The 22,870-nt window shown below is 34.8% G+C and carries 18 protein-coding genes; 14 read left to right on the top strand and 4 right to left on the bottom strand.

The window, feature by feature from the left end:
- The first annotated feature begins 29 nt into the window (after positions 1-29).
- Complete coding sequence (locus tag DS830_RS06835) at positions 30-4,091, top strand: pectate lyase-like adhesive domain-containing protein (protein WP_118908753.1); 4,062 nt, start codon at positions 30-32, stop codon at positions 4,089-4,091.
- An 800-nt stretch (positions 4,092-4,891) separates the two neighbouring features.
- Positions 4,892-5,080 carry a helix-turn-helix domain-containing protein gene (locus DS830_RS06830; RefSeq protein ID WP_118903023.1) on the top strand — a complete coding sequence of 63 codons (189 nt, stop codon included), beginning with the start codon at positions 4,892-4,894 and terminating at the stop codon, positions 5,078-5,080.
- A gap of 115 nt (positions 5,081-5,195) precedes the next feature.
- Here the strand turns inward: DS830_RS06830 and DS830_RS06825 are convergent, their stop codons facing one another.
- Positions 5,196-5,396 carry a hypothetical protein gene (locus DS830_RS06825; RefSeq protein WP_118908752.1) on the bottom strand — a complete coding sequence of 67 codons (201 nt, stop codon included), beginning with the start codon at positions 5,394-5,396 and terminating at the stop codon, positions 5,196-5,198.
- Between the two features lie 241 nt (positions 5,397-5,637).
- Here DS830_RS06825 and DS830_RS06820 point away from each other — a divergent pair, with 241 nt between their 5' ends.
- The 7 genes from DS830_RS06820 (at position 5,638) to DS830_RS06795 (ending at position 14,516) form a co-directional block, all read left to right on the top strand.
- Entirely contained in the window at positions 5,638-5,787 is a 150-nt protein-coding gene (locus DS830_RS06820; protein ID WP_118903028.1) for a PTS sugar transporter subunit IIABC family protein, read from the top strand.
- 15 nt (positions 5,788-5,802) lie between these two features.
- Positions 5,803-7,251 carry a glycoside hydrolase family 1 protein gene (locus DS830_RS06815; RefSeq protein WP_118908751.1) on the top strand — a complete coding sequence of 483 codons (1,449 nt, stop codon included), beginning with the start codon at positions 5,803-5,805 and terminating at the stop codon, positions 7,249-7,251.
- A 567-nt stretch (positions 7,252-7,818) separates the two neighbouring features.
- The gene (locus DS830_RS06810; protein ID WP_118908750.1) at positions 7,819-11,172 is read left to right on the top strand and encodes a hypothetical protein; all 3,354 of its coding nucleotides are present in this window, start codon (positions 7,819-7,821) and stop codon (positions 11,170-11,172) included.
- 442 nt (positions 11,173-11,614) lie between these two features.
- Positions 11,615-11,815 (top strand): hypothetical protein, encoded by a 201-nt coding sequence (locus DS830_RS08895; protein WP_162887546.1) that lies wholly within the window; start codon positions 11,615-11,617, stop codon positions 11,813-11,815.
- Between the two features lie 129 nt (positions 11,816-11,944).
- Complete coding sequence (locus DS830_RS06805) at positions 11,945-12,319, top strand: cupredoxin domain-containing protein (RefSeq protein WP_118908749.1); 375 nt, start codon at positions 11,945-11,947, stop codon at positions 12,317-12,319.
- 14 nt (positions 12,320-12,333) lie between these two features.
- Positions 12,334-12,597 (top strand): cupredoxin domain-containing protein, encoded by a 264-nt coding sequence (locus DS830_RS06800; protein ID WP_118908748.1) that lies wholly within the window; start codon positions 12,334-12,336, stop codon positions 12,595-12,597.
- Positions 12,594-14,516 carry a copper-translocating P-type ATPase gene (locus DS830_RS06795; RefSeq protein WP_118908747.1) on the top strand — a complete coding sequence of 641 codons (1,923 nt, stop codon included), beginning with the start codon at positions 12,594-12,596 and terminating at the stop codon, positions 14,514-14,516. Before DS830_RS06800 ends, DS830_RS06795 begins: the two co-directional genes overlap by 4 nt.
- Positions 14,517-14,567: 51 nt before the next feature.
- Here DS830_RS06795 and DS830_RS06790 read toward each other — a convergent pair whose 3' ends face one another.
- On the bottom strand, positions 14,568-14,951 hold the full coding sequence (locus DS830_RS06790) for a helix-turn-helix domain-containing protein (RefSeq protein ID WP_118908746.1): 384 nt from the start codon (positions 14,949-14,951) through the stop codon (positions 14,568-14,570).
- A 264-nt stretch (positions 14,952-15,215) separates the two neighbouring features.
- On the opposite strand from DS830_RS06790, the gene DS830_RS06785 reads away from it, so the two are divergent.
- From DS830_RS06785 to DS830_RS06770, 4 genes are all read left to right on the top strand, one after another.
- The gene (locus tag DS830_RS06785) at positions 15,216-15,689 is read left to right on the top strand and encodes a hypothetical protein (protein ID WP_118908745.1); all 474 of its coding nucleotides are present in this window, start codon (positions 15,216-15,218) and stop codon (positions 15,687-15,689) included.
- A 23-nt stretch (positions 15,690-15,712) separates the two neighbouring features.
- Positions 15,713-16,996, top strand: coding sequence for a hypothetical protein (locus DS830_RS06780; protein ID WP_118908744.1), 1,284 nt, complete (start codon positions 15,713-15,715; stop codon positions 16,994-16,996).
- A gap of 172 nt (positions 16,997-17,168) precedes the next feature.
- Positions 17,169-17,984, top strand: a complete 816-nt coding sequence (locus DS830_RS06775) for an SLAP domain-containing protein (protein WP_162887545.1) — start codon at positions 17,169-17,171, stop codon at positions 17,982-17,984.
- A 4-nt stretch (positions 17,985-17,988) separates the two neighbouring features.
- Positions 17,989-18,843 (top strand): hypothetical protein, encoded by an 855-nt coding sequence (locus DS830_RS06770; protein ID WP_118908743.1) that lies wholly within the window; start codon positions 17,989-17,991, stop codon positions 18,841-18,843.
- A 64-nt stretch (positions 18,844-18,907) separates the two neighbouring features.
- Here DS830_RS06770 and kynU read toward each other — a convergent pair whose 3' ends face one another.
- Together kynU and DS830_RS06760 are read right to left on the bottom strand one after the other, a co-directional pair.
- Entirely contained in the window at positions 18,908-20,179 is a 1,272-nt protein-coding gene (kynU, locus tag DS830_RS06765) for a kynureninase (protein WP_118903060.1), read from the bottom strand.
- Complete coding sequence (locus DS830_RS06760) at positions 20,179-21,366, bottom strand: MFS transporter (RefSeq protein WP_118903063.1); 1,188 nt, start codon at positions 21,364-21,366, stop codon at positions 20,179-20,181. The genes kynU and DS830_RS06760 overlap by 1 nt, the downstream gene beginning before the upstream one ends.
- Positions 21,367-21,594: 228 nt before the next feature.
- Here DS830_RS06760 and DS830_RS06755 point away from each other — a divergent pair, with 228 nt between their 5' ends.
- Positions 21,595-22,734, top strand: coding sequence for a cation:proton antiporter (locus DS830_RS06755; RefSeq protein ID WP_118908742.1), 1,140 nt, complete (start codon positions 21,595-21,597; stop codon positions 22,732-22,734).
- Positions 22,735-22,870 lie beyond the last annotated feature (136 nt).

Genomic DNA, 22,870 nt, shown 5'->3' with positions numbered 1-22,870 from the left:
GGACAGATTATCATAATTGAGGTGAAAAGATGATTGATACAAAACCAAAGAGTGTGAATACATATTGGAAAACAAGTATTCAAAAAACTCAAATAGTTATTGCTTTTTTAATTAGTAGCTTTTTCTTAGCTGTGGGGGGCCATGTTGGATATGCAGCTGCTTTTTCTGATGCCAATTATGATATCAACAATCTGGTTAATTTTAGGCAAAATATTTTGCCTACACAGTCTCGCTCAACAAATAATCATATAGAAAGATTAGGGATGCCCTCAACTTTTGTTGTTGATGACAGCACTATTCCTTGGCCAACCAATAATGATTTTTATCTGACAGATAATCCAGATGGAGGCAAAATAGCTTATGTGCATAATGCTAAACAACTTCTGCATGCTATCTATGGATTTGGTACGGATTATAAAAATATAGACATTCGTAGTGGGACTGGTACATGGGGATATTCAGATATTACTAAAATCGTTTTAACTAAAGATATCGATATTCCTAATTTGGCCAATGATCCTGATATTACCTTTGCTACTCCATCGACTGGAGCAGGTGCCACTGTTCGCAGTACGGGAGCTATTAATAATGTTAATCATGATCCTTACATGTTGAATTTTTCGCGAATTAATAATTATGGTTCATTAACGAGCCCATCAGCACCTCATTCGGGAAAATATTCAGGACAAGATGGTGGAGAATGGAATTTGAGGATTATTCATTCTTCGAATAAGCCCGACGATCTTACTACTGAAATATCAGGAAAAGTACAGTCGACTTTTACTATTGATGGCCAAGGACATACTTGGAATTTAGGAAATTTTAGTATTTTTTTAAGACAAAGTCGCGCTGCAAATATAACTTTAAATAATATGAAAATATATGGCAGTAATTTTTTTGGTCCGATTAGAACTGAGAATATGACTTCGGTACCCACTGTACTTACGTATAAAGATATAACTTATTATGGATCGCAGTTATTATATAGTAACTCTGGAGTTACAGTCCATTTTCAAGGTGATTGTACAGGTTATGCACTGTATTCTTATATTGGTCCTGATGGTAATGTATATAGTTGTCAAGGAACTATTACTGGTTCTGCTCAACAATTATTAGAAGGTCAGAATATTAATTTTGATGCAGATTGTAATTTTAAAGGTTATACGTATGGTGGCCACGTACTTTTAGTTACAGGTAATGTAACAGTTGGCGACAGAGCTAATGTTGAATTACATCCACATTATATGCGTGGTGGACCTAACCATAATTCCGCAGCTGAAGCAGGAGTAGTTCCTGCAGGTAATACACCTATTGGGTTAGCAGTTGTTGGCAATCAAGGTGATTTAACGATGCAACATAATGCACAGTTAAATATTATAGTTGACCGCAAGCCCTTAGCTGATAGTATCCCAACTGCTGATAAAGGATTAATTTTAAAAGATAAGAATGATACTTGGTATGATTCAAGAATGACTGATGGATTTTATGCTACACCACTAGCATTATCTTTATCTGGTCGCGGTAATTTACAATATGTTACTAATTCTAACTCGGTGATTAATATTAAAAGTGATGGTGCCATTGGTTCGAATAATTTAATTAATTTGACTGGTGGTCAAGCCAATATTGGTGAAGGCGAGATGAATGTAGAAGCTAAGAATTTGGGTAATAATAATGGGGCAACAGCTAGTCTCTTGTCTACTTCCAATGCAGCTAATATTTTTGTTGATCGCAATGGGAGTTTTTCAATGAGCGCTCCTAAAGCGACATCGCGAGTTTATTTAATTAATAGTAGGGGTTCTTGTAGAATTAATATTTATAAACCAAAGAAGCTTCATTTAGAGCGCCCTAATAAAGCTTCGGTTCTGCTTCATGGTACAGGGAATGTTGAAATGCATGGTGTTAAAGAAACGGCGCTTGCAGATAATCCTGATGACCCTTCAGGTCCGGATATCTCTATAAGAGATACACAATTTCAATATTTGAACTTACCTTTTTCTAGTGATAGATTGCAAAGTAGTGCTAATGGTACTACAATGTCCGCGCAAACAAGTGCGACTAATCTGGTTAAATTAAAACAACTTTTAGCCCAACTATCTCCTAATAATAATAGTAGCTTCCCACAATTTAGAGTGTTTGATGCAACTGCAATTGATCCGGGACAAGTGATTGCCAAGCCCTTACCAACTATTGATCCGCAACATCGTTTAATTGAAGGTGATGTTGTAGATGATAATACTGCACGTCAACCTGCTATCGGTGCACGTCTGCATGTCACTTTGACTCGCACAGGTTCTAGTACTCCGATTGATTTGGGCGATAGTGGGGCCACAGTTGCGGAGTTGAATCCGAATAAAGATTCCTTAGATCCAGGAAATATCTTTGCTACGCCAGCACCAACACCCACAGCAGTTGAACCTGATGAAGGACTGTGGTTTGAACACCATCATGATAGTTCTGGAATAGCTACTAGTGATTTGACAGCCAAAGGCAATTTGTTGGCACAGCCTTGGCGTTATGTAACTGATTCCAAGGTAGTCACTTGGGATAATACAGGTCATTTCCAGTTGGATGTAGATAAGCTGCTGGCAGAATACGATAAGAATAATGCTGCTAATCCAATTGGGACTTTAGTACCTAATGATAAATTACAAATAACGGTGGTGAATAATTTTCAAGCGTCAGTGGTTAAAACTGTCAAAATCAGTAGTTTGTATCTGAATCTTAATGATAAGCAAGCCAAAAAATATTACGTTTTAGGTGATGATATTCAAGTACCACTGATTTATCAAGAAAATATTGCTTCTTCGAAGCAGATGAATGTTAAAGGCTATCTGAATCCGACGGCTCACTCAACTTTAAAACCGAATGCGGCGGACTTTAGTAGTGATTTGACAATTAAGGGTGATAATAAGTCCAATCAGCTTACTTGGACGATTCCGGCAACACCTCCGAATAAAGTTACCGGCAGTACCAAAGACTACGAATTAAAATTTTATGGTACTGATGATCAGGGTGGACAAAGTCCAACCAATGCCTTTGATGATGGTGGCAATATCTTGGCAGACCAATTAATCTCTTATAAGTATACGGTGCTGAATTTGCCAGGCTATTCTGGAAATAAACAGCTGTATCAAGGCCAGGATAAGCGATTCAGTACAGAAGCGGGATTCACTAATCCCGACCGTCTGGGAATGGGTAATTATACCGAAAAGGACTTCTTTACACCAAAGGATGACACAGCAACCATTGATAATGTCACCTTTACTCGAGGTGATGGGACTGCTGCTGATACAGATTCGCCAGATGTACAGGTTAATCATGTAGTCAAAGTGATAGCCACGAATAAGGCGGGTAAATCACAAACGCATACCTATATTACCAATGGTAATCCGATTAAAGTGTTGCCTAAAGATTTTGGTTTAATTGCCGTAGGCGGTAGTTTTCCACAAGGAACAAGTTTTGAAGTGGATACGAATGTCCGAGTTTTGAAGCCGACTAAAGATTTGAAACTTGCCTCGCTGCATATGCAGACAGACTTTACGCATAGCGATGGCAGTCATGAAGATATCCAATTAGGGGAAAGTGGCCAAATTAAGATTGGAAATGTTTATTATCTTCAATTAACGGTGCCGAACCGCTTAGACTTTGGCAAGCATCGAGTAGGTAAATTTACTGATACCACTTATTCTCTAACTAATAAACAGAGTGTTTATGACAACTTGTTGTTAGTTTATGATCCAATTGCGAACAACCATTTACAGGTAACTATGAAATTGCAAAATGATTTGACTGATGATAGCAATAATATATGGAAGAATGCGTTGTTTTTTAAGCAAACAGTCGCGCCGCACCGTGAAGTATCTTTCTATGATAATAACGGACAACCGATATCCGTACCTATATATGATAAGCAACTACCTGCAAGAATTGATGGTTCCCAGAATAGTCCAGTTAATACGCACTTAAGTAATGACTGGTGGGATAACGATAAGCAAGTAGCTGGTGTATTTCTGAAAAGTAAAGCAACTGACGCTCATTGGGGGAAATATAAAGGTAAGATTATTTGGAATTTATCCAATAGTATTTAACAAAATAATTAATTCAGCCAGATATAATTAGAACATTGTTTGAATTTTTTCTTATGGATGAAATTTTGGCCATAAGAAAATGAGAACAATGTTTTTAATTTTGTTTAAAAATTAAAAATTAATCATTTAATTTAAAGAACAAATATGCTATATTATACTTGAATTAGCTATTTTTATTGCGCTGGATAGAATCTTAAGGGGGTCATAATGAAAACGATAATTAACTTGTTGATATATGTTCTCAAACATTCTTATTTTATAAAAAATGTTATTCGTTGGATAGTTGTTTTGAAATTAGAAAATTATAATTATTTGACTCCTATGAAATGTTGAATTCATTAAAAAGTTTTATTGTTTAAAGTTAATGAATTGTCTATTTTTGAATATATAGTGAGCATTGTGTAAGCGCTTGACTATCCGCTGCTATTTTCAAAAAGTTTTTGTCGAACGAATAGTTAACCAAGGTCACCTCAACTTCATAAGAAGAATAATTTTATTCCAATTGTAATATTTTTGAATTGAAGGAGTGATTATGAATCGGTTTGCTTAAAAAATGTTGATTAGTACTTGCTTTCGTTTTAACTAATAGTTAGTATTAGCTAAATGATATTATTGTGGATTTATATATCTGAATTATCTCAAGCCGTAAAAAAATTATTTATATTATTGACAATGTTCCAATTATACGATATTGTTTCAATTATCAAAATAAAAAATTGGCTTATAAATAGTAAAGCTATTAGCTGGTTTTTAAAATTTGTTTGATAATCAAATTATTTAAAATCAGGGGGGAATAATTAATGATGGAAGAAAATAAATTGTTGGGGTATCTGAAAGCAAATCATATCAAGCAACAACAAGTTGCTAAAATTATTGGACGTTCGCTATCGGCGACAAATCGAAAAATTAATAATCATACTGACTTTACTAAGCGTGAAATTCAAAAATTACATGATCTTTTGAATATTCCAATTGATGTAATTATTTAATAATATATTATTTGTAAAAGCGGCATTAGCTTTCTAGCTAATGCCGCTTTTTGTGTTTTTAGCTACCAAATTAAGAATAGTTTAGGAAGAATTTTTTGCTTTGTTGTCTAAAAATTTATCTATATTTTTTCTTATCCTTTTCATCATAAGAATTTATAAATTTAGCAAAAATTAACACTCCATAAATAGAGTAACAAATAGATGCAATTATAAAAAGCACTAAAAATATATCATTTTTAGTAAACATAAGAAGAAAATAAAAAGATAATAAAACTATCCAAATAATATAATTAAAAGCGTTAAATAACTTTTCCATATTAACCTCCTTTGATGGTAAGCATTAAATCGATAATTAAAATATATTAGAAACAAATAATAACAAATAACTATATAAAGTGCAATAAAAAATATATTTTAATTATTTTATTAAAAATATTTTTATTTTTTAATTTATATAACTCATTTAAAACAAATAATATTGATTTAAATAACTGTTTTTTGTTCTAATTTCTTTTTAAAGTCCTTAATAGATTTTGCTTGTTCCAAACTAACTTTTAATGGATGTAGATTTAGATGCTATTAAACAAGCTGATTATGATATCACTACACCAGTGGTAATTACTAATTCTTCTGAATTTAGTGAAGTTACTATTCCTTCTCAAACGACTGTGACTAATGATGACATTTTACTGTATACTATTAAATAATAAGGAGGTTACTTAATGACAGTACAACAATTTCCAAAAGACTTTTTATGGGGCGGTGCTACAGCCGCTAATCAATTAGAAGGTGCTTATCAAGAAGATGGTAAAGGCCTTTCGTTGCCGGATATTTTACCTGGTGGCAAAGAACGGATGACCGTCGTGAATCAGCCTGATTTTGATTTTTCTTTGAATGAAGATAAGTATTTTTATCCAAACCACATAGGGATTGATCATTATCATCATTTTAAAGAAGACATTGCTTTATTTGCAGAGATGGGATTTAAGTGTTATCGCTTTTCCATTGCATGGTCACGGATTTTTCCTAATGGCGATGATCAAGAACCAAATGAAGCAGGATTGAAGTTTTATGACGATTTAATTGCAGAATGTCTTAAGTATAATATTGAACCTGTAATTACAATTTCGCACTATGAATTACCTTTAAACCTAGTAAAAAAATATGGTGGCTGGAAAAATAAGCAATTGATTGATTTTTATGAACAATTTGCTCGGACAGTTTTAACCCGTTACCATGACCAAGTTAAATATTGGATGACTTTTAACGAAATTAATAGTGCAGCACATTTTCCAATTATGAGTCAGGGATTGGCTGTTTCTAATGGTGCTACTGATAAGAAGAACATTTTCCAAGCTTGGCATAATCAATTTGTAGCTAGTGCCAAAGCTGTTAAAATTGGCCACGAATTGGATGCCAATTTACAAATTGGCTGTATGATTTTGTATGCAACCACTTATAGTTATGATGCTAACCCCGTTAATCAAACTGCAGCTATGAAATCTAATCAAGAGAATAATTTCTTCTGCGCAGATGTTCAAGTACGAGGTCACTACCCAGCTTATACGGCGAGCTTATTAGCAAAATATAATCTGCAACCACAAGATATCGATTATACTGAAGCAGAGTTAGACTTAATTGCACAATATCCTGTTGACTATATTGGCTTTAGTTACTACATGTCTGCTGTTGAAGAAGTTACACAAGCCAATCACGAAAGCGTAAAAGGTAATTTAATGGGAGGAGTTCGGAACCCATTTTTAAAGACAAGTGATTGGGGTTGGCAAATAGATCCAGCTGGATTGCGGATTGCACTTAATCAGTTATACGATCGCTATCAAAAGCCTTTATTTATTGTAGAAAATGGTTTGGGCGCAAAGGATCAATTAGATGAAAATAACTATGTTGCCGATGATTATCGTATTGATTATCTGCGCCAACACATTCAAGCTATCGGTGAAGCTTTAGACGATGGTGTTGATGTGATGGGCTACACACCGTGGGGTTGCATTGATTTGGTAAGTGCATCAACTGGGGAAATGTCAAAGCGTTATGGCTTTATTTATGTTGATGTTGATGATGCTGGCCATGGAACTTTTAATCGTTACAAGAAGAAATCCTTTGCTTGGTATCAACAAGTCATTGCTTCTAATGGGGCTAACTTAGATTAATTATTTTAAAATTACAAACATTAATAAGCCCTCAAGAGTGGATATTAAGTCCATTTTGGGGGCTTTGACTTTAAATCAATATAAGAGCATATCTAACAGTATTATTCTGACAAAATAATAGTACAAGCCTAAGAATTTGATAAGTATTGCAGTCTATGCAATTACTTTGATTCTTAGGCTATTTTATTTGCTTTATTAATTAAAAATTAGAAATAATTTTTATTAAATTAGAAATTTTTTTTCTTGCTAATTTAGCAGACTACCTATATCATTGTAAGAGATTAAATGCTCTTTTTATTAAAAAAGAGCGATAATAATCAAATTGTTGATGTTATATAAAAATATAATCTTAATTAAGGAGCTGGGAGACTACTAGACATTGTAGAGTTATTTTTTGTTCAAGAACCACGTTTAAAAGAGTCAGCGATCGAAGTCTATAATTGATTTTTTATAAGCAAACAGCGATATTTTTAACTATTTGATGAGATAACCAATTATAAAATTATGAGAAATTAGTTTTTTTGATTAATATCAGTGAAAACTAGTCGCTTTCGAGAAGGGAATGTGATGACAATGAATCATAAAATAACCAGTTATATGAGTAGTACAATATTAGGAGTTTTTTTAATTTTAGTTTGCAATTTGACTATTGTACGAGCAGATTCTTTTCAAGATATTATTAACAATCGTAATATTCTGCTACGTGCTGGGGGACCAACAATATTTGATGGCGACGAATATCAAAAATTTACTGATGTATTTGGGAAATGGGATTTCTTAGATGGCAGGAATAAGCAGACGACGGAAGATTTTTCGAATTTTGTAGAAATAAAGGATGTTAATAATCCTGATACTGACTATATTCCGCGTAAATATAGTGATTTAACCTTGTCAGCACCTGCCAACTTTGCGCAATATGATCCCACTAATCCTGACAATAAAGATAAAACTAAACCTGACAATGTTTATACCAATATTGATAATTTTCTATTTTCAAATAATTTATGGGCTTGGCAATCTCCTTTTCAAAATGGTTTTTTAATTAAAGATCATCGTAAACCAGCTTCTTTTATTATTAAAAAAGTAGGTTTTTATCGAGGTAAATGGGTTGATGCGGTGTACACATTCACTTTGGAAGGGACTAATGGCAATACAAATCAAAATAGTCCTATAGGCTGGGATAGGACTAATTCGACTGCAGATGCTTGGATGAATTTTGTAAGAATAGATCCTAATACTCTAGCTATTCCTCGTAATGATAATGCAGACGTTTATTTTAACTTAGGGGCTCCTGGTAATCCTAATACATTAAATTGGTTAAACCCTGTAAGTTATACAACTGTAGCTTCTAGAAAGATGCGTAATAATAATCCAGAGGCTTCACGCTGGATTATAGATATTAAGTTTGTTTATGATCGTTCTACTAAAGCTAATCCTACTCCAAACGAAAAAAACGATACGCCTATTGATGCTTCCGGTAATTTTCAGGTGTTTAATGTTAATGAACGTAAGATATACGCATTTGATAAAGCTGACTTAGATACTTTAGGTACTGGTGATGGCAACCGACTTTTACTCATTAATAATGGAGTAACTTATGGACAAAATAGCAATGGAAAAAAATCTGTCATAAGCGGTACTCCTACTCAGGTTAAGGGTCATCAAAATACTGCACCAGGCGCTGAAAATTACTTTGAAGTTTCCGGAGTAGGTATTGATAACTCTGGTACAAGGTTAGATAATGGTTTTCTATATTTATTTAATCATGGTCATTTAAGGGTGACAGATATCTTTAGTGGTAGAGGAGATACTGGTGGTGCTATGTACACTAATATGAGTAATAATGCTACCTTTAGAGCAGAGATTCCTTATACTGATTTTGAGGGTACTACGAATAATTTTGGAAATGTAACTGATAGTTCCGATGAGATTGTTACTTCAAATAAAAGCAAATATAGTCCTCAGACGGTGCAATTTAAAATATACCAAAAGCTTCCACCACAGCCAATTACTCCTAAACCAGTAGCTCCTTCAGTGGTTAAAGTTAATAATGTTGAGGTTCCAAATTATCTCAGCATTGATTTGTCAAATATTGAAATTAGTGCATTGAATAATTCTCAGCTTGATAGTGCTGTCAATGGTGTGCCTTCTCTTCCACAATATAAACCACAGAGTTTAGAAGAAAGCGCCAATCCTCCTGCAGGCAAGAAAGTATATAATTATAAACTGGATACATCCATGGTGTTAGGACTTGCTCCTGGTTTTAATGGATTCAGCAACTTGTTTATCAAAGGAGATTTGAATTTTAAAATTGACTGGGATAAAAAGGTTAATGGAGAATATCCTTGGAAAAAAGATGTGACACAAATAGATGGTCAAGATTATGTTGCTGCTAAAATGCAAGGTATGAATACTGATGTTTTCCGAAAGGAAGGACAGGTAGAAAAGTATCATTCAATAACAGATTCCACAAATTATTTACAAGACTCATATACTTCCAATGTTCGTGTTCCTAATGGAACTTATAACTTTAAATACGTTGATAATACTAATAATAGACCAATTAATGTTAATGATCCCAAGAATACTACACATCCAGCTGATGTAACTTCGGTTGTTAAAGAAATTGGAAATAGTTATAATGCTATAACTCCTGATGCAACAGATGGTCCTACACCAGTGCCAAAATATCTCAATAGTTTTGCAAAAAAGGACTATCTCTTTGAGAAAGCTGTATTAGTTGATGACAAGAATAATGAAACACCTTTAACCATTACTGATTTGACGAATTTAGAATTCACTTATAATAATAATCAAGCAAAAACTATCAAAGTATATTATAGTCCTACTGTAAGTCGAGTAACTTTCCAATATGCGGCGGTTAATAATAATAAAGGCTCTAATATTTTAGATCCATCTAATTACTTTAGTTCTGGTAGTAGTAGTTGGCCTAACAATTCACCCTCATTAAATCTTTATTCTCTAAAAGCTCATTCAACAAATGGTAACTATACTATTCGCAGCTATGTTGAAAATGGTGTTAACAAAGATGTGCCAATCGCAGAAGAACTGCCAATTAACCAACCAATAGTATCTCCTAGTACTAATCCTAGTGATGATGGGCCGATTACTCCACCGGCTAAATTTCAAGGTGAAGATTCGTCTAAAGTGAAAAAAGTTTATTCTGGCTCTCCAGCTCCTCAAATAAAAAATTATCGCTATTTAGGGTACTATCAATATACCGTGGGAACTTCACAAGGAGTTTTCCATCCTTATAATATTAAGGAAAAAGATAAAACTAAAAATAATGCGTGGGCTATGGGAAAATATGGCGCGGATAATCAAGTAATTGTTTTTGTCTATGTTTCCAAAGATGCTGATAATGGTCTTAGTGTAAAAACTTCTAACAATATTGACTTTGGTAAGGGATTTTTGGAAGACTTAAAACGTGATAATAAGAATCAAGCTAATCCTGTTACCGTTCAAATAGACGATGGTTTCACTTATGCAGATAAGAGTATGCAATGGCCTGATCGAGAATGGGATTTATCTGTACAAGCAGATAATTTCAAATTGAGTAATGGCACTAGTATGTCAGTAATACCTACTATTAAATTTGATAAACCGTCAAACATTGAATATAAATCGACTGGTCTTAAGAACGAACCTACCATTAATGACAGTTTTTCCACCTATTTACAGAGTGGCTTTACTTTACCTTTAGATAAGATGGAACATCAAGTTCTAAAAGTGAACGGATTAAAGGATACTCCTAATACATTATCAGGTCCTACTTATAAGTCTGAATCACTGAAGTTAACTTGGAATAGTAATACTATTCATTTGAATGTACCTAAGGGAGTAACTATTGGTAAATATTCCACCAAAATAACTTGGACAATAAAAAACAGCATTAATTAATTATCACTTTAAACGATAAAAAAGCTGAGATATCAGGATGTCTTAGCTTTTTTATTGCCTATAATTAGATTGATTTTACTATGATTGGTATTTTTATACTATTTACTTAATATAATATCTCTGTTAATGTTTGAAATAGCATGTTGGTCTTTTTACAAATTTATTTATAATACTGGTATTTTTCATTTCATGGTAAGTTAATGTTGCTCAATCTGCACAGTCGGATACTAATTTTGAGCAGTAATACAAATACAATCATTAATCTTTAATGACAAGCAAACGCCATCCGTTAATCATGCTGGCAATGAGCTGGATCATCCATTAGCACAAACAAAATCTTTGAAATTTGCTAATCCTTACTATCTCTTGTTAACAGTTCCCGATACTATTGATTATGGTCATCATATTTTAAATAATAGTACCGATAAAATCTTTCACAATTTTGACGAATAAAACAACAACCATTAATACAATTAAGAGTTCGCCAACAGATAATCTAAAAACGAAACATATTTTAGATAATTGGTGGGATAGTAAACAAAATCAAAAATCGGGTCTTTTTTTGCAGACGAGGGCGCAACCGAATAAAACAGGACATTATGCAGGCAAGATGACCTGGAGTGCTACTAATAGTTTGGATTAATAAATAGGGGGTTAGGGCAAAATATTGTCTTAACCCTTTATTATTGTCTCATTAGTTTACATTTGTAAATTTGATGCTATAATGAAGATACATTTACAAATGTAAACAAAAGTGGTGGAGGTTTGATTAATGAGTAAAATTGTAGTAATGATTGTGGCTATAGTCTTAATTGGTTTTATTAGTTGGTGGTTCTTCGGCAATCACCAACAAGCAGCTGTAGCTGCGGATGTATCACCAGCTCATCAGCAAAATGTGCAAGTGATTGTCGATGGCGGTTATAAACCAGAAACAGTAGTGCTCAAAAAGGGCATTCCGGCCCAAGTAACCTTTAAGCGGCGTGATCCTTCTAGTTGTCTGGAACGGGTCGTGTTTCCAGATTTAGGAATTAATGAGTTCTTACCAGAACAAGCAGATCATCCTATTACTATTGATACTAGCCAAACTGCAGAATATGACTATGCTTGTGGGATGAACATGTTTCATGGAAAAGTAATTGTCAAATAAAAGGAGAAATAACAATGCAAACAGCAACTATCATTATTAAAAACGGCTATCAACCTACTGAAGTCTATTTTCAAGCTCAACAACCAGCACAAATTATCTTTCAGCAAGAAGACTCATCACCTTGCTTAAGCGAAGTACAATCAACAGCACTTCAATTCAAGGTACAATTAGCAGTCGGCGATACAAAAACTGTCACAATTGATACTAGTCAACCAGGAGAATATGAATTTGCTTGTGGAATGAATATGTTTCACGGAAAGGTCGTTATTGACTCATGAGCATTAAACAACGCTTTATATTTTCTTTAGTACTTTCATTGCCAATGTTGGTGCAAATGATAGCAATGCCCTTTGGCTGGATGTTACCTGGTGGGGCTTGGACGATGTTTGCTCTAACAACAGCAATTATGTTGGTATCTGCGCGGCCATTTATTCACAGTGCATGGGCAGCTTTTAAGAACCACCATGCTAACATGGATACTCTTGTAGCAATTGGAACTGCTACCGCTTATCTCTATAGCGTTTATGCTTTGTTGCATCATCAAGGGGTATTTTTTGAAAGTGCAGCATTTGTCATTACCTTCATCTTATTAGGTCAAGTCCTGGAAGAAAAAATGCGAACCAATGCTTCCAGTGCTGTTGAAAAATTGATGGATTTACAGGTCAAAGAAGCTGATGTTATTCGCGATGGTCAAGTAGTTAAAGTACCATTAGAACAAATTCAAGTGGGTGATACACTGCAAGTTAAGCCGGGGCAAAAAATTGCAGTCGATGGTATTATCACCACAGGTTCTTCTAGTGTCGATGAGTCAATGGTAACCGGTGAAAGTATGCCCATCACCAAAAAAGTTGGTGATCAGGTAATTGGCTCAACTATTAATAAAACAGGTACCTTTAGATATACAGCTCAAAAAGTTGGGAACGACACCTTACTGGCACAAATTGTAGAAATGGTTAAAAAAGCTCAAAACAGTCGCGCGCCCATTCAAAAAACAGCTGATCAAATTTCTAATATATTTGTACCGATTGTTTTAATCATTGCGATTGTTACCTTTGTCGTTTGGAATGTTTTTTTGAATGCTGTTCCTGTAAGAGCGTTACTCTTTGCGGTATCTGTAATCATTATTGCTTGTCCTTGTGCATTAGGCTTAGCGACACCGACTGCTTTGATGGTTGGTACTGGCCGCAGTGCTAAGTCGGGTGTACTAATCAAAAATGGTGAAGTTTTGGAAGCAGCTAATAATATTCAGACAGTAGTTTTTGATAAAACCGGCACCATTACTAATGGACAACCCCAAGTGACTGATGTTGTGGGGGATAATCACACACAAATTTTACAAATTGCCGCAGCGTTAGAAACCAATTCCGAGCATCCTTTAGCCGCAGCAATTCTCCACCAAGCTCAGACAGAACACATTGCAACACCAACTGTTCAAAATTTTCAAGCTATTACCGGCAAGGGGGTTCAAGGTGAAATTGACCACCAAACAGCCTTTGTGGGTAATGACAAATTGGTAGCTAATTATCAATTGAGTCAGGATTTGCAACAACAAATGGTTCAGTTGCAAAATCAAGCCAAAACAGTAGTTTTAGTTGGATTTCAGGAGAAAATTATTGGTTTAATTGCAATTCAAGATACACCTAAAGCTAGTGCTCGACCAACTATTACAGCCTTAAAAAAGCAAGGTCTAAAAACAGTGATGCTGACAGGTGATAATCAACGAGTAGCCCAGGCTATTGCGCAACAAGTTGGCATAGATCAAGTAATTGCTAATGTTTTGCCGGGAGATAAAGCCACTAAAGTCCAAGAACTGCAGCAGCAAAGTCGAGTAGCCTTTGTGGGTGATGGAATTAACGATGCGCCCGCTCTAACAATTGCTGATGTCGGAATTGCTATGGGTTCAGGAACTGATATTGCTATTGAATCCGGCGGAATTGTTCTGGTCAAAAACGATTTGCGCGGAGTAGTTCAAGCCTTAGAATTAAGTAAAAAAACTTTTCAACGAATCAAATTGAACTTGTTTTGGGCTTTTATCTATAATGCTTTGGGCATTCCGATTGCGGCGGGTTTATTTGTCGGCTGGGGCTTAACTTTAAGTCCAGAAATAGCTGGTTTGGCGATGGCATTAAGTTCAATTTCAGTGGTGTCTAGTTCCTTACTCTTGAACAAAACCAAACTAACACCCATCCCAGATTAAAGCAGATATTCATAATATTAAAAAGCAATCTATCATAAACGATAGATTGCTTTATTTGTTTTCATTCTTATTAAGTTTAATGGTAATTTCTAAAGCCGTTTGTAAGCGTGCAATTTGAGATTTTGTTGCTGGTTGTCCCCAAAATTGGAGATTAGAATTTTGCTTAATAACTAATAGTAATTCTTCTAAAATAAGACCTAAATCACTAATAGAAGAATCATTCAGAGTTGTTGAGGGAGCATTTTTATCTAATAAATAATCAGTGGAAACTTGAAAGTATTGAGCTATCTTAATGACTGTCGAGATATCAGGTGTACGTTCTCCCCGTTCCCACATTGAGACTGTCGACTTAGTCATATTTAAATGTTGTCCTAACTCGGTTTGTGTGATGTGTTGGGCATGACGCAGTTTTTTGATTTTTTGTCCAATGGTCATTAGCAGTCCCCCATCGAGATTATAAATGTCTCATACAAGAGAGTACAACTAAGTACACAAATTGTTGTCAAGGGATATTGACAGACGGCGAAGCATGGAATAACATGTACACATAGCGTTAACTTTTTAGCGAAAGCAAATCGCTACATAGTTACATATCGCTATTGATTATAATGATTTGAATTTAGTGTATTGAGCTAAACAAGCTTTTGTACACTATTTTTATTCAAAATCATCAATAAATCTAAATAAGGAGTAGGTTAGATGGAAAAAAGAGTTGATGTTTCGTTATCGCTGTTATTTTTTTGGGTCAAAGGTTTTATTGCTGTTGACTCAAGATTTGTTAGGGTTTCTAAGGGAAATACTATTTTAGGTTTTATACCTGCAGGTAGAGATAATCAGAATATTCCTCTGAAAAATATTAGTTCTACAATGATTTCTTCACAATATAAAATTAAACCAATTATTCTAGGAATTATTATAATTTTTCTAGCTTTTAGTGCTATAGGACAAAGCTTTTTAGGGGCTCTTGTTTTGTTATTAATTGGTGCAGGGATTTTAGGTAGTGGTCTGCAAAATGTGCTAGTAATCCAACGTGCTGGTTCAGACTATTTAATTCCAGTTCCCTTTTTTGAAAAAGCTAAATTATTAACTATTCAAGATGCAATTACTGAAATGTTAGCTCAAGATACTGATAAGACTGATTTGAACATGTTCTTTGAAAAGAAACAGCAATAGTTACTTAAAGAGGAGGATAAGTGGTGTCAGAGAATAAGGATGATATACAACAAGATAAAGAAGAACAAGTTAAAAATACAAAATTAAGTGAAAACGAAACTGTTTCGAAAGTTGCTTCTAAAATCCATAAAGTACCCAGCCAAACTTGGATAGGTATTGCTTTAGTAGTTGTAGTCCTAGTAGCGGGAACATATTTTTATTTAAATCGTAAGACCAGTATATTAACTGGTGAAGCTGCTAATGTCAAATTTAGTGGCTATGATGGTTCGGGAAGTGCTATTTATGATACTACAACCGCTAACTTAAATATGTTTCATACTTTAGCAAAGAAAGTAGGACTGGACGAATCAGTTGCGAACAAGTTACTTGAAAGTGGCGATACTACTTTGTGGAATTCTACTAACCCGTATAGTTCATACGCTTATACGTCAGACCAGCGTGATAAAATTATAAAAATGGTTCAGTGGGCTAAAGAAACTAAAGTGGATATTGAACCAACTTCACATTTAAGCAATGGTGATAAGATTAAAGTTACTGTGGATACTAGTAACGACAAAAATAATCCAATTAAAGCTGAAACAAAAACTTTTAAAGTTAAAGGATTGAAATCCGTTAAAACTAAGTCGACGAATAGTTTATTGTCGAGCATTAAAGCTGACTTTGTTGGGTTTGACGGTTATGGGGCTGTTGTTTTAAGTAGTAATAAAATTAAGAGTAATACAACTTTTACTGTAAAAAGAAATGGATCATTATCTAATGGACAGACAGTTACAGTAAAAGCTCCAGAAAGTTTATTTCAAGAAGATGGCGTGAAATATGTGGGCAGGCGCACTGTCAAATTTAAGGTGCGAGGATTAAGTGAATTTACTAAAATTTCTAATGTGGATGAAGTTAAAAAAGTAACTGATTCAGTTGTTAAAGATAGTTATGATGATGATCATTATACGGTGACTTTCATTAATCTGTATGCTTTCCCTAATTCTACTAAGACTAAGGATGACTCTAGTTATGATAGCTCTAATTCTGCAGAAATAACATCTCAGGTTGAAGTTAATGATCATACGGCTAAGAAAATTTTAAATAAACGAGTGAAAGTTATTGCTCTATATCAATGTCAATATGTTGATCAAGAAGAGGACAACAAGCCAGAATATGTTGAAGTAACTATTTCTAACTTGAAGGACCAAAACAATGTACTAAATATTGATAAAATTAATACTGATGATGATGCCAGTCATACCTCGGTTAATAAATCGCTAACTACCATACAGCATAATTTAGCAGCTGATGGTATCAAATTGAAATAATTATTTGCAGGTTAGAAGATTAATTATTAAGCTAATACATTAAGTACACGTAATGTGTTAATTGGTGTTGACAATGTAAGAAATTAAAGATATTATGTTCACGTAAAGTGTACTAAAAAACAAGTCACATAGCGACTTTTTTACTTAAGAATGAAGAAAGAGGATGTTTTATATGTTTAAAAAGAATAAAAAATTGGTTTTAACTTCACTGGCAGCAATTGCTCTCTTAACTACAGGTGGTTTAGCAAGTTCAACTACACAAGTGGTAAATGCAGCAATTGATACAGCTACAGGAACTTCCATTGGAAAACCAGATTCATCTAAGGAATTCGTACCTGGACCAAATTATGATCCAGAGAGTGATGATATTTCTGAGGTTCCTGATACTGGTGCAACAGCAGCAGTTGCAACGTCTGATAATATAGATAATAATTACATTGATGATGTTCCTGAAACTCATCCTGTTACTGATACCCATGAGGGTGAAGATATAACTATTGTGGGTATGGATGATGATACCTCTAAAGATGGAATTATCCATCATAATCCAGATGGAACCGATGAAGTTGTTTCATTTAGAGGTGTAGTTAAGACTAATAAAGATAATGCCCAACTTTACGCAATAAATGGCGATACAGTGACTAAAACTGACCGTTTCCTAGCCTTAAATACTCCTTGGAGATCTGATAAGAGTAAGACCATTGCTGGTGTAGTTTATTATCGTGTTTCTACAAATGAATGGATTAAATCAGCAGATGTATCAATCTCTGGTCAAAGTATCGGCCAACACGTTATTAAAGTTATGTTAAAGAGTGGATCTCAAGTTTATAATATTAAAAATAATATGCTGACTTTATCTGGCAGAGTATTAGCTGCTAGAACTCCTTGGCTTACTACTTCAGCTATAATTATTGATGGTAAAGTATATTACCAAGTTTCACCTAATGAATGGTTAGATGCAGATTCTATGTCAGTAGTGTTGAGGTAATTTAATGATTAAAAAGAATACCGTGTTATTATTTTTTAGTATTGCTTTCTTAACTATTGGTGGACTGATAGGTTTACCCTCACAGATTGTAAAAGCAGAACCAGCTATTGGTGATGAATTTCCTGATGGAACACACTATATAGGATATACTGCTGGCAGAGTTCCAGTTACTGCGACCATCGATGGTCAAGAAAGATATTTTATGACCGATGATTCTTATACTTTTTATAAGAATACTCCTGTCCAAGTTACGGTACCTCAAATAGCAGGTTATACTCCTAGTCGACCAACAGTCACATTTATAGCAAATGATAATTTTGAACTTTCGCAAAGTGATTCTGTCACTTATCTAAGAAATCAAGATAATAATAACTCAACTACTCCAGGAATTTTACCTTCTGATCGACGTGATGATAGAGACTTTAGTGCTACAGTAGTAGTTAAGAAAGAAAGCATTCCCGTATATTCAATTAATGACGATAAAGTTTCTGTTACTAGTAGAGTAATGCCTCAAAGCTCAGCTTGGCATGCAGCTGCGATGAAGCAAGTTAACGGTGTCAATTATTATAAAGTTTCTTCTGTTGAATGGCTTAAAGATGGCGATGTTACTGTCCGAGGGATGGATGTCACTTCGAACGGTAAGCCAGCAATTGTTCATATTTCTTTATTAACGAATAAAGCTGCTGGTGCAATTGTTTATGCATTGAAAGATAAGCTACAAATGGTTGATTCGGGCAGAAGATTAGCTGAAAATACTGCCTGGGCAGCCAACAATAGATTGAAATTAGATGGCTATGATTATTATCAAGTTTCTACTAATGAATGGATTCGATCTGATAATATGGTAGGCAGTTATTAATATCAAGATAAAAGGTACCCCTTCAAATTGGGATACCTTTTTGTTTTGCATATTAATAAAATTTCTAAACTACCAAGCCACGTTTTTCACTGTACTGTTCATAGGTCTTGTTTTTAAGAATATCTTCGAGAATTTCTACCATTTGATAGACTTCTTGATAAGAAGTATACAGTGCAATTGGAGCCAGACGGATAACATCAGGTTCCCGAAAATCTGGAATCACATTACGTTCTTTTAGCGCTAAAGAAATTTGATAACCATGTGGATGTTCCAAACAGACATGACCGCCACGTTTATCATCTTCACGAGGATTACCAACAGTACAGCCATATTGTGCTAACTTTTCATCAATTAAGTACATTAAATAGGCAGTGATTTTTAATGATTTGGTCCGAATTTTATCCATGCCAATACTATTAATAAGATTTAAAGTACCTTCTAATGGTGCCATAGCTAACATGGTTGGAGTTCCGATTTGCCAACCGCTGACGTCTTGTTGATGTTCAAATTGATGTTTTAATTGAAATTGGGTATCGTCCCGATTTCCCCACCATCCAGCTAGTCCGGGTTGTTTGTCGAAGTGCTTTTGATTTAAATACAAACCGGCAATTGAGCCTGGACCTGCGGATAGATACTTATAAGTACACCAAATAGCAAAGTCTGGTTGTACTTTTTCAAAGTCCATCGGAATGGCACCAATAGCATGGCAAAGATCCCAACCAATGATAATATCTCGCTCATGGGCAGCCTTAGTAATTCGTTCCATATCTAAGATTTGCGCGCTCCGATATAAGACAGTAGGCAATAAAATTAAAGCTACATCATCAGTCATAGCTTCGATAACAGCATCTTCGTCAATATACTTGCCATCAGGACTTTTGACCACTTTAACAGCTTCTTGTGGAGTATAGCCCTTCAAACGGACTTCGCTGTCAATTGCGTAACGGTCCGTAGGAAAGTTCAAATCATCAACTAAAATTTTGTAGCGTTCTTTAGTTGGATGATATAAGGTACTAACAGCTGAATGAACATTGGAAGTAGTGCTGCCGGTAATAAGTACTTCATTGTCCTTGGCATTAATTAATTGGGCACATTTGGCACCAAGTTGCATTCCGTAATGGAAATAGTCATCCCACATATTAATACCCTGAGTTTTCCAGACGTCCATCATTTTTAATAAAGCTTGTTCAGCATCTTTAGAGGCTAACCCCAAAGAATTACCGTCCATGTAGATTTGACCCGGTTGAATATAAAAATGGTCACGAATTGAAGCTAAGGGATCGTTTTGATCAAGTTCTTGAGCTTGTTTTAAGTCATTAGTAAATTGATATTTCATTAAGATATTTCCTTTCTATGATTAAAAATTATGAACATAATAATACTAATTGCTCCTAACAGGCAAACACCTCCTAACAGCCAACTAGCTGCTGACCAAGAAATTTCAATCATACTAGTAACAATTGGGGTACCAATGATAATCCCAATATAATATAAAAAGTTAACAAAAGAAACCGCATAACCTACTAATTGTCCAGCCGCGACGGTTTTTGGTGCCAAAACCATTACACATGAAGAAGCCATCATAATGGTAGCTGAGAGACAAAATACCTGAACAATATAGCTGACAGTTCCGTGCAGCCAAAGCATAGGAATACAGCTTAAAGTCATCAGGACAAAAGCTATCAAGGTAATTAAAGAATTGTGCTGTGGAAACTTATCCATTAAGTAACCTGCTAATAAGCCAAACGGTACCCCAAATAGACCAAATAAACTAGCAAGGAAGTTGGCCTGATTAGCACTGACATGATAAAAATTAGTAAAAAGCAGTGGATACAGAGTAATAAAAGCATATAAGACAAAGGCCATGGCTCCTTGGGCGATGGCTAAAGCCCAAATACTACGATTATGCAGAATTGGTTTGAGCAATTGCAACATTGAGGCTGAATTTTTGTCTGAAGCAGGTACTGCGTCATTTTCAAAGTAAGTTAAATATAAAACTAATAAAATAACGCCCAAAATGCTGATGAAAATCCAAGGTGATTTTAACCCAAAATGAACACTTAAGGGTTTGAAGATATTCATTGCAATTAACGAACCCGCAGCGGAAAATGTGCCCCAAATTCCGGTTGCAAGGCCACTATTGTGTTGAGGAAACCACTTATTAATAAAAACAATCCCCACCATAATAATCATGGCAAAAGGGATACCTTCAATAAAGCGCGACAATAACAATAAAGGATAATTGTTTGCCATTAGACCTAACAAATTACCTAAAATAAGACAACTCATTAGAGCAATGAGTAACTTTTTAGGGCCTAATTTGCTGACAATTCCACCTCCTGGCAAAGCCAGAAAAACTGCCGAAAAAGTAAAAACTGACATTAGCCAAGCAGAAGCAGTTAATGACAAGTGGAAATGTTGATTGATTTCAGTAAGGATGGGAACAATCTTTAACTGACTTAAAGAAATGGTAACTCCGCCTAAATATAACAATAAGAACTTAAACCAGGCTCTTTTTTGCATGATACACCTCGCTTTTGGAAATCGCTTACTTATACTATAACGACTTTCTGAGTTAAAGGCAATCATAGTTATTCAATATAAAATGAGTTTTGTCTTTTGGTGAATTGTGTTAAAATATCATCACAATTAAATAATTATTAGGTTGAAGCAAAAAGCTTTCAAGAATATGTCTCAGGTTTGGGTTGCCTGAGACTTTCTTGGAGGCTTTTTTTATTAGGGAGAATATAGATGCAGACAATTGGATTATTAGCAGTGATTTTATTTTTGGCAGCGGTCAGTGGACATCTTAGTGCGCGGCTGGGCTTACCCACGGTTGTGGGTCAACTGGTGTTAGGAGTAATTGTGGGACCAATATTGCATTGGATTCAACAAACTTCGTTATTGACGCTGGGAGCAGATATTGGGTTAATCTTGTTAATGTTTCTAGCTGGAGCCAATAGTGATATCCAATTACTGCGTAAATTTTGGCGGCCGGGAGTAATAGTTGCTGTCTCGGGGGTCGTGGTGCCAGTGGTGATTATGACGGCTTTAGGATTTGCTGGACATTTGTCCGGTCAAGAAAGTATTTATCTTGGTGTGATATTTTCTGCCACCTCAGTGTCTATTTCGGTAGATGTTTTGCGTGAGTTTGCACAACTAAATAGCGCTGAAGGAACGACAATTCTTGCTGCTGCAGTAGTAGATGACATCTTAGCTATGATTGCTTTAGGATTATTAACAGCATTCACAAGTACGCAGTCTGTAAATTTGGCATTAATATTACTATTACAAGTGGGTTACTTTGTTTTATTATGGTTTTCACGTCCATTGATTAAAAAAATATTATTTCTCAGTCAACGTTTATTAGTCAGTGCGAATGTGACTATTGTTGCTTTAGTTATTGTATTTGCTTTGGTAGCTACAGCAGAATGGGCCCATTTAAGCAGTGCCATTGGGGCTTTTTTTGCCGGAATAATTATCAGGCAAACACCCCATGGTTCTAAAATCACAACGCAATTGCAAACGCTCGGTTATGCATTATTTATTCCGCTCTTTTTTGTTAATATTGGACTCCAAATGCGCTTAAATGGAATTAAACAATCATGGGGATTCTTTGTGATTTTAACGATAGCAGCAGTACTGACTAAGTTAGTAGGTGCTGGCTTAGGAGCCAAAGGGGCAGGATTTTCCAGGAAAAGTTCTTTAGTAATTGGCATGGGGATGGTTTCCAGAGGTGAAATGGCCTTAGTAGTTGCGCAAATTGGTCATGCGCAGCATTTACTGAATAGTAATGATTACTCGTTAGTTATTGCTGTTATTATTGCAACCACCATCTTAGCGCCATTACTGTTAAAATGGGCGTTGAATGTATCCCAAGCGAATAACTAGTTCTTAATTATGGCTTAGTAAAAACTCACTAGTTGTCAAATTGACTGACTGTATTGAATCTGTCTTAATTATGCTTGTAGAATAACTCAAGTATAACTAGGACAGATTTTTTAGTATTTATAATAAGCAGTTGCTA

Source organism: Bombilactobacillus bombi, assembly GCF_003522965.1.
Taxonomy (GTDB): domain Bacteria; phylum Bacillota; class Bacilli; order Lactobacillales; family Lactobacillaceae; genus Bombilactobacillus; species Bombilactobacillus bombi.
Note: the sequence above shows the minus strand (reverse complement) of the source record. Positions and strands in the feature narration are given on the sequence as shown.

What these genes read in the sequence shown, in the direction of transcription:
- DS830_RS06835 (WP_118908753.1), top strand. Translation starts at nt 30, where the DNA reads ATGATTGATACAAAACCAAAGAGTGTGAATACATATTGGAAAACAAGT.
- DS830_RS06830 (WP_118903023.1), top strand. Translation starts at nt 4,892, where the DNA reads ATGATGGAAGAAAATAAATTGTTGGGGTATCTGAAAGCAAATCATATC.
- DS830_RS06825 (WP_118908752.1), bottom strand. Translation starts at nt 5,396, where the DNA reads ATGGAAAAGTTATTTAACGCTTTTAATTATATTATTTGGATAGTTTTA.
- DS830_RS06820 (WP_118903028.1), top strand. Translation starts at nt 5,638, where the DNA reads ATGGATGTAGATTTAGATGCTATTAAACAAGCTGATTATGATATCACT.
- DS830_RS06815 (WP_118908751.1), top strand. Translation starts at nt 5,803, where the DNA reads ATGACAGTACAACAATTTCCAAAAGACTTTTTATGGGGCGGTGCTACA.
- DS830_RS06810 (WP_118908750.1), top strand. Translation starts at nt 7,819, where the DNA reads ATGACAATGAATCATAAAATAACCAGTTATATGAGTAGTACAATATTA.
- DS830_RS06805 (WP_118908749.1), top strand. Translation starts at nt 11,945, where the DNA reads ATGAGTAAAATTGTAGTAATGATTGTGGCTATAGTCTTAATTGGTTTT.
- DS830_RS06800 (WP_118908748.1), top strand. Translation starts at nt 12,334, where the DNA reads ATGCAAACAGCAACTATCATTATTAAAAACGGCTATCAACCTACTGAA.
- DS830_RS06795 (WP_118908747.1), top strand. Translation starts at nt 12,594, where the DNA reads ATGAGCATTAAACAACGCTTTATATTTTCTTTAGTACTTTCATTGCCA.
- DS830_RS06790 (WP_118908746.1), bottom strand. Translation starts at nt 14,951, where the DNA reads ATGACCATTGGACAAAAAATCAAAAAACTGCGTCATGCCCAACACATC.
- DS830_RS06785 (WP_118908745.1), top strand. Translation starts at nt 15,216, where the DNA reads ATGGAAAAAAGAGTTGATGTTTCGTTATCGCTGTTATTTTTTTGGGTC.
- DS830_RS06775 (WP_162887545.1), top strand. Translation starts at nt 17,169, where the DNA reads ATGTTTAAAAAGAATAAAAAATTGGTTTTAACTTCACTGGCAGCAATT.
- DS830_RS06770 (WP_118908743.1), top strand. Translation starts at nt 17,989, where the DNA reads ATGATTAAAAAGAATACCGTGTTATTATTTTTTAGTATTGCTTTCTTA.
- kynU (WP_118903060.1), bottom strand. Translation starts at nt 20,179, where the DNA reads ATGAAATATCAATTTACTAATGACTTAAAACAAGCTCAAGAACTTGAT.
- DS830_RS06760 (WP_118903063.1), bottom strand. Translation starts at nt 21,366, where the DNA reads ATGCAAAAAAGAGCCTGGTTTAAGTTCTTATTGTTATATTTAGGCGGA.
- DS830_RS06755 (WP_118908742.1), top strand. Translation starts at nt 21,595, where the DNA reads ATGCAGACAATTGGATTATTAGCAGTGATTTTATTTTTGGCAGCGGTC.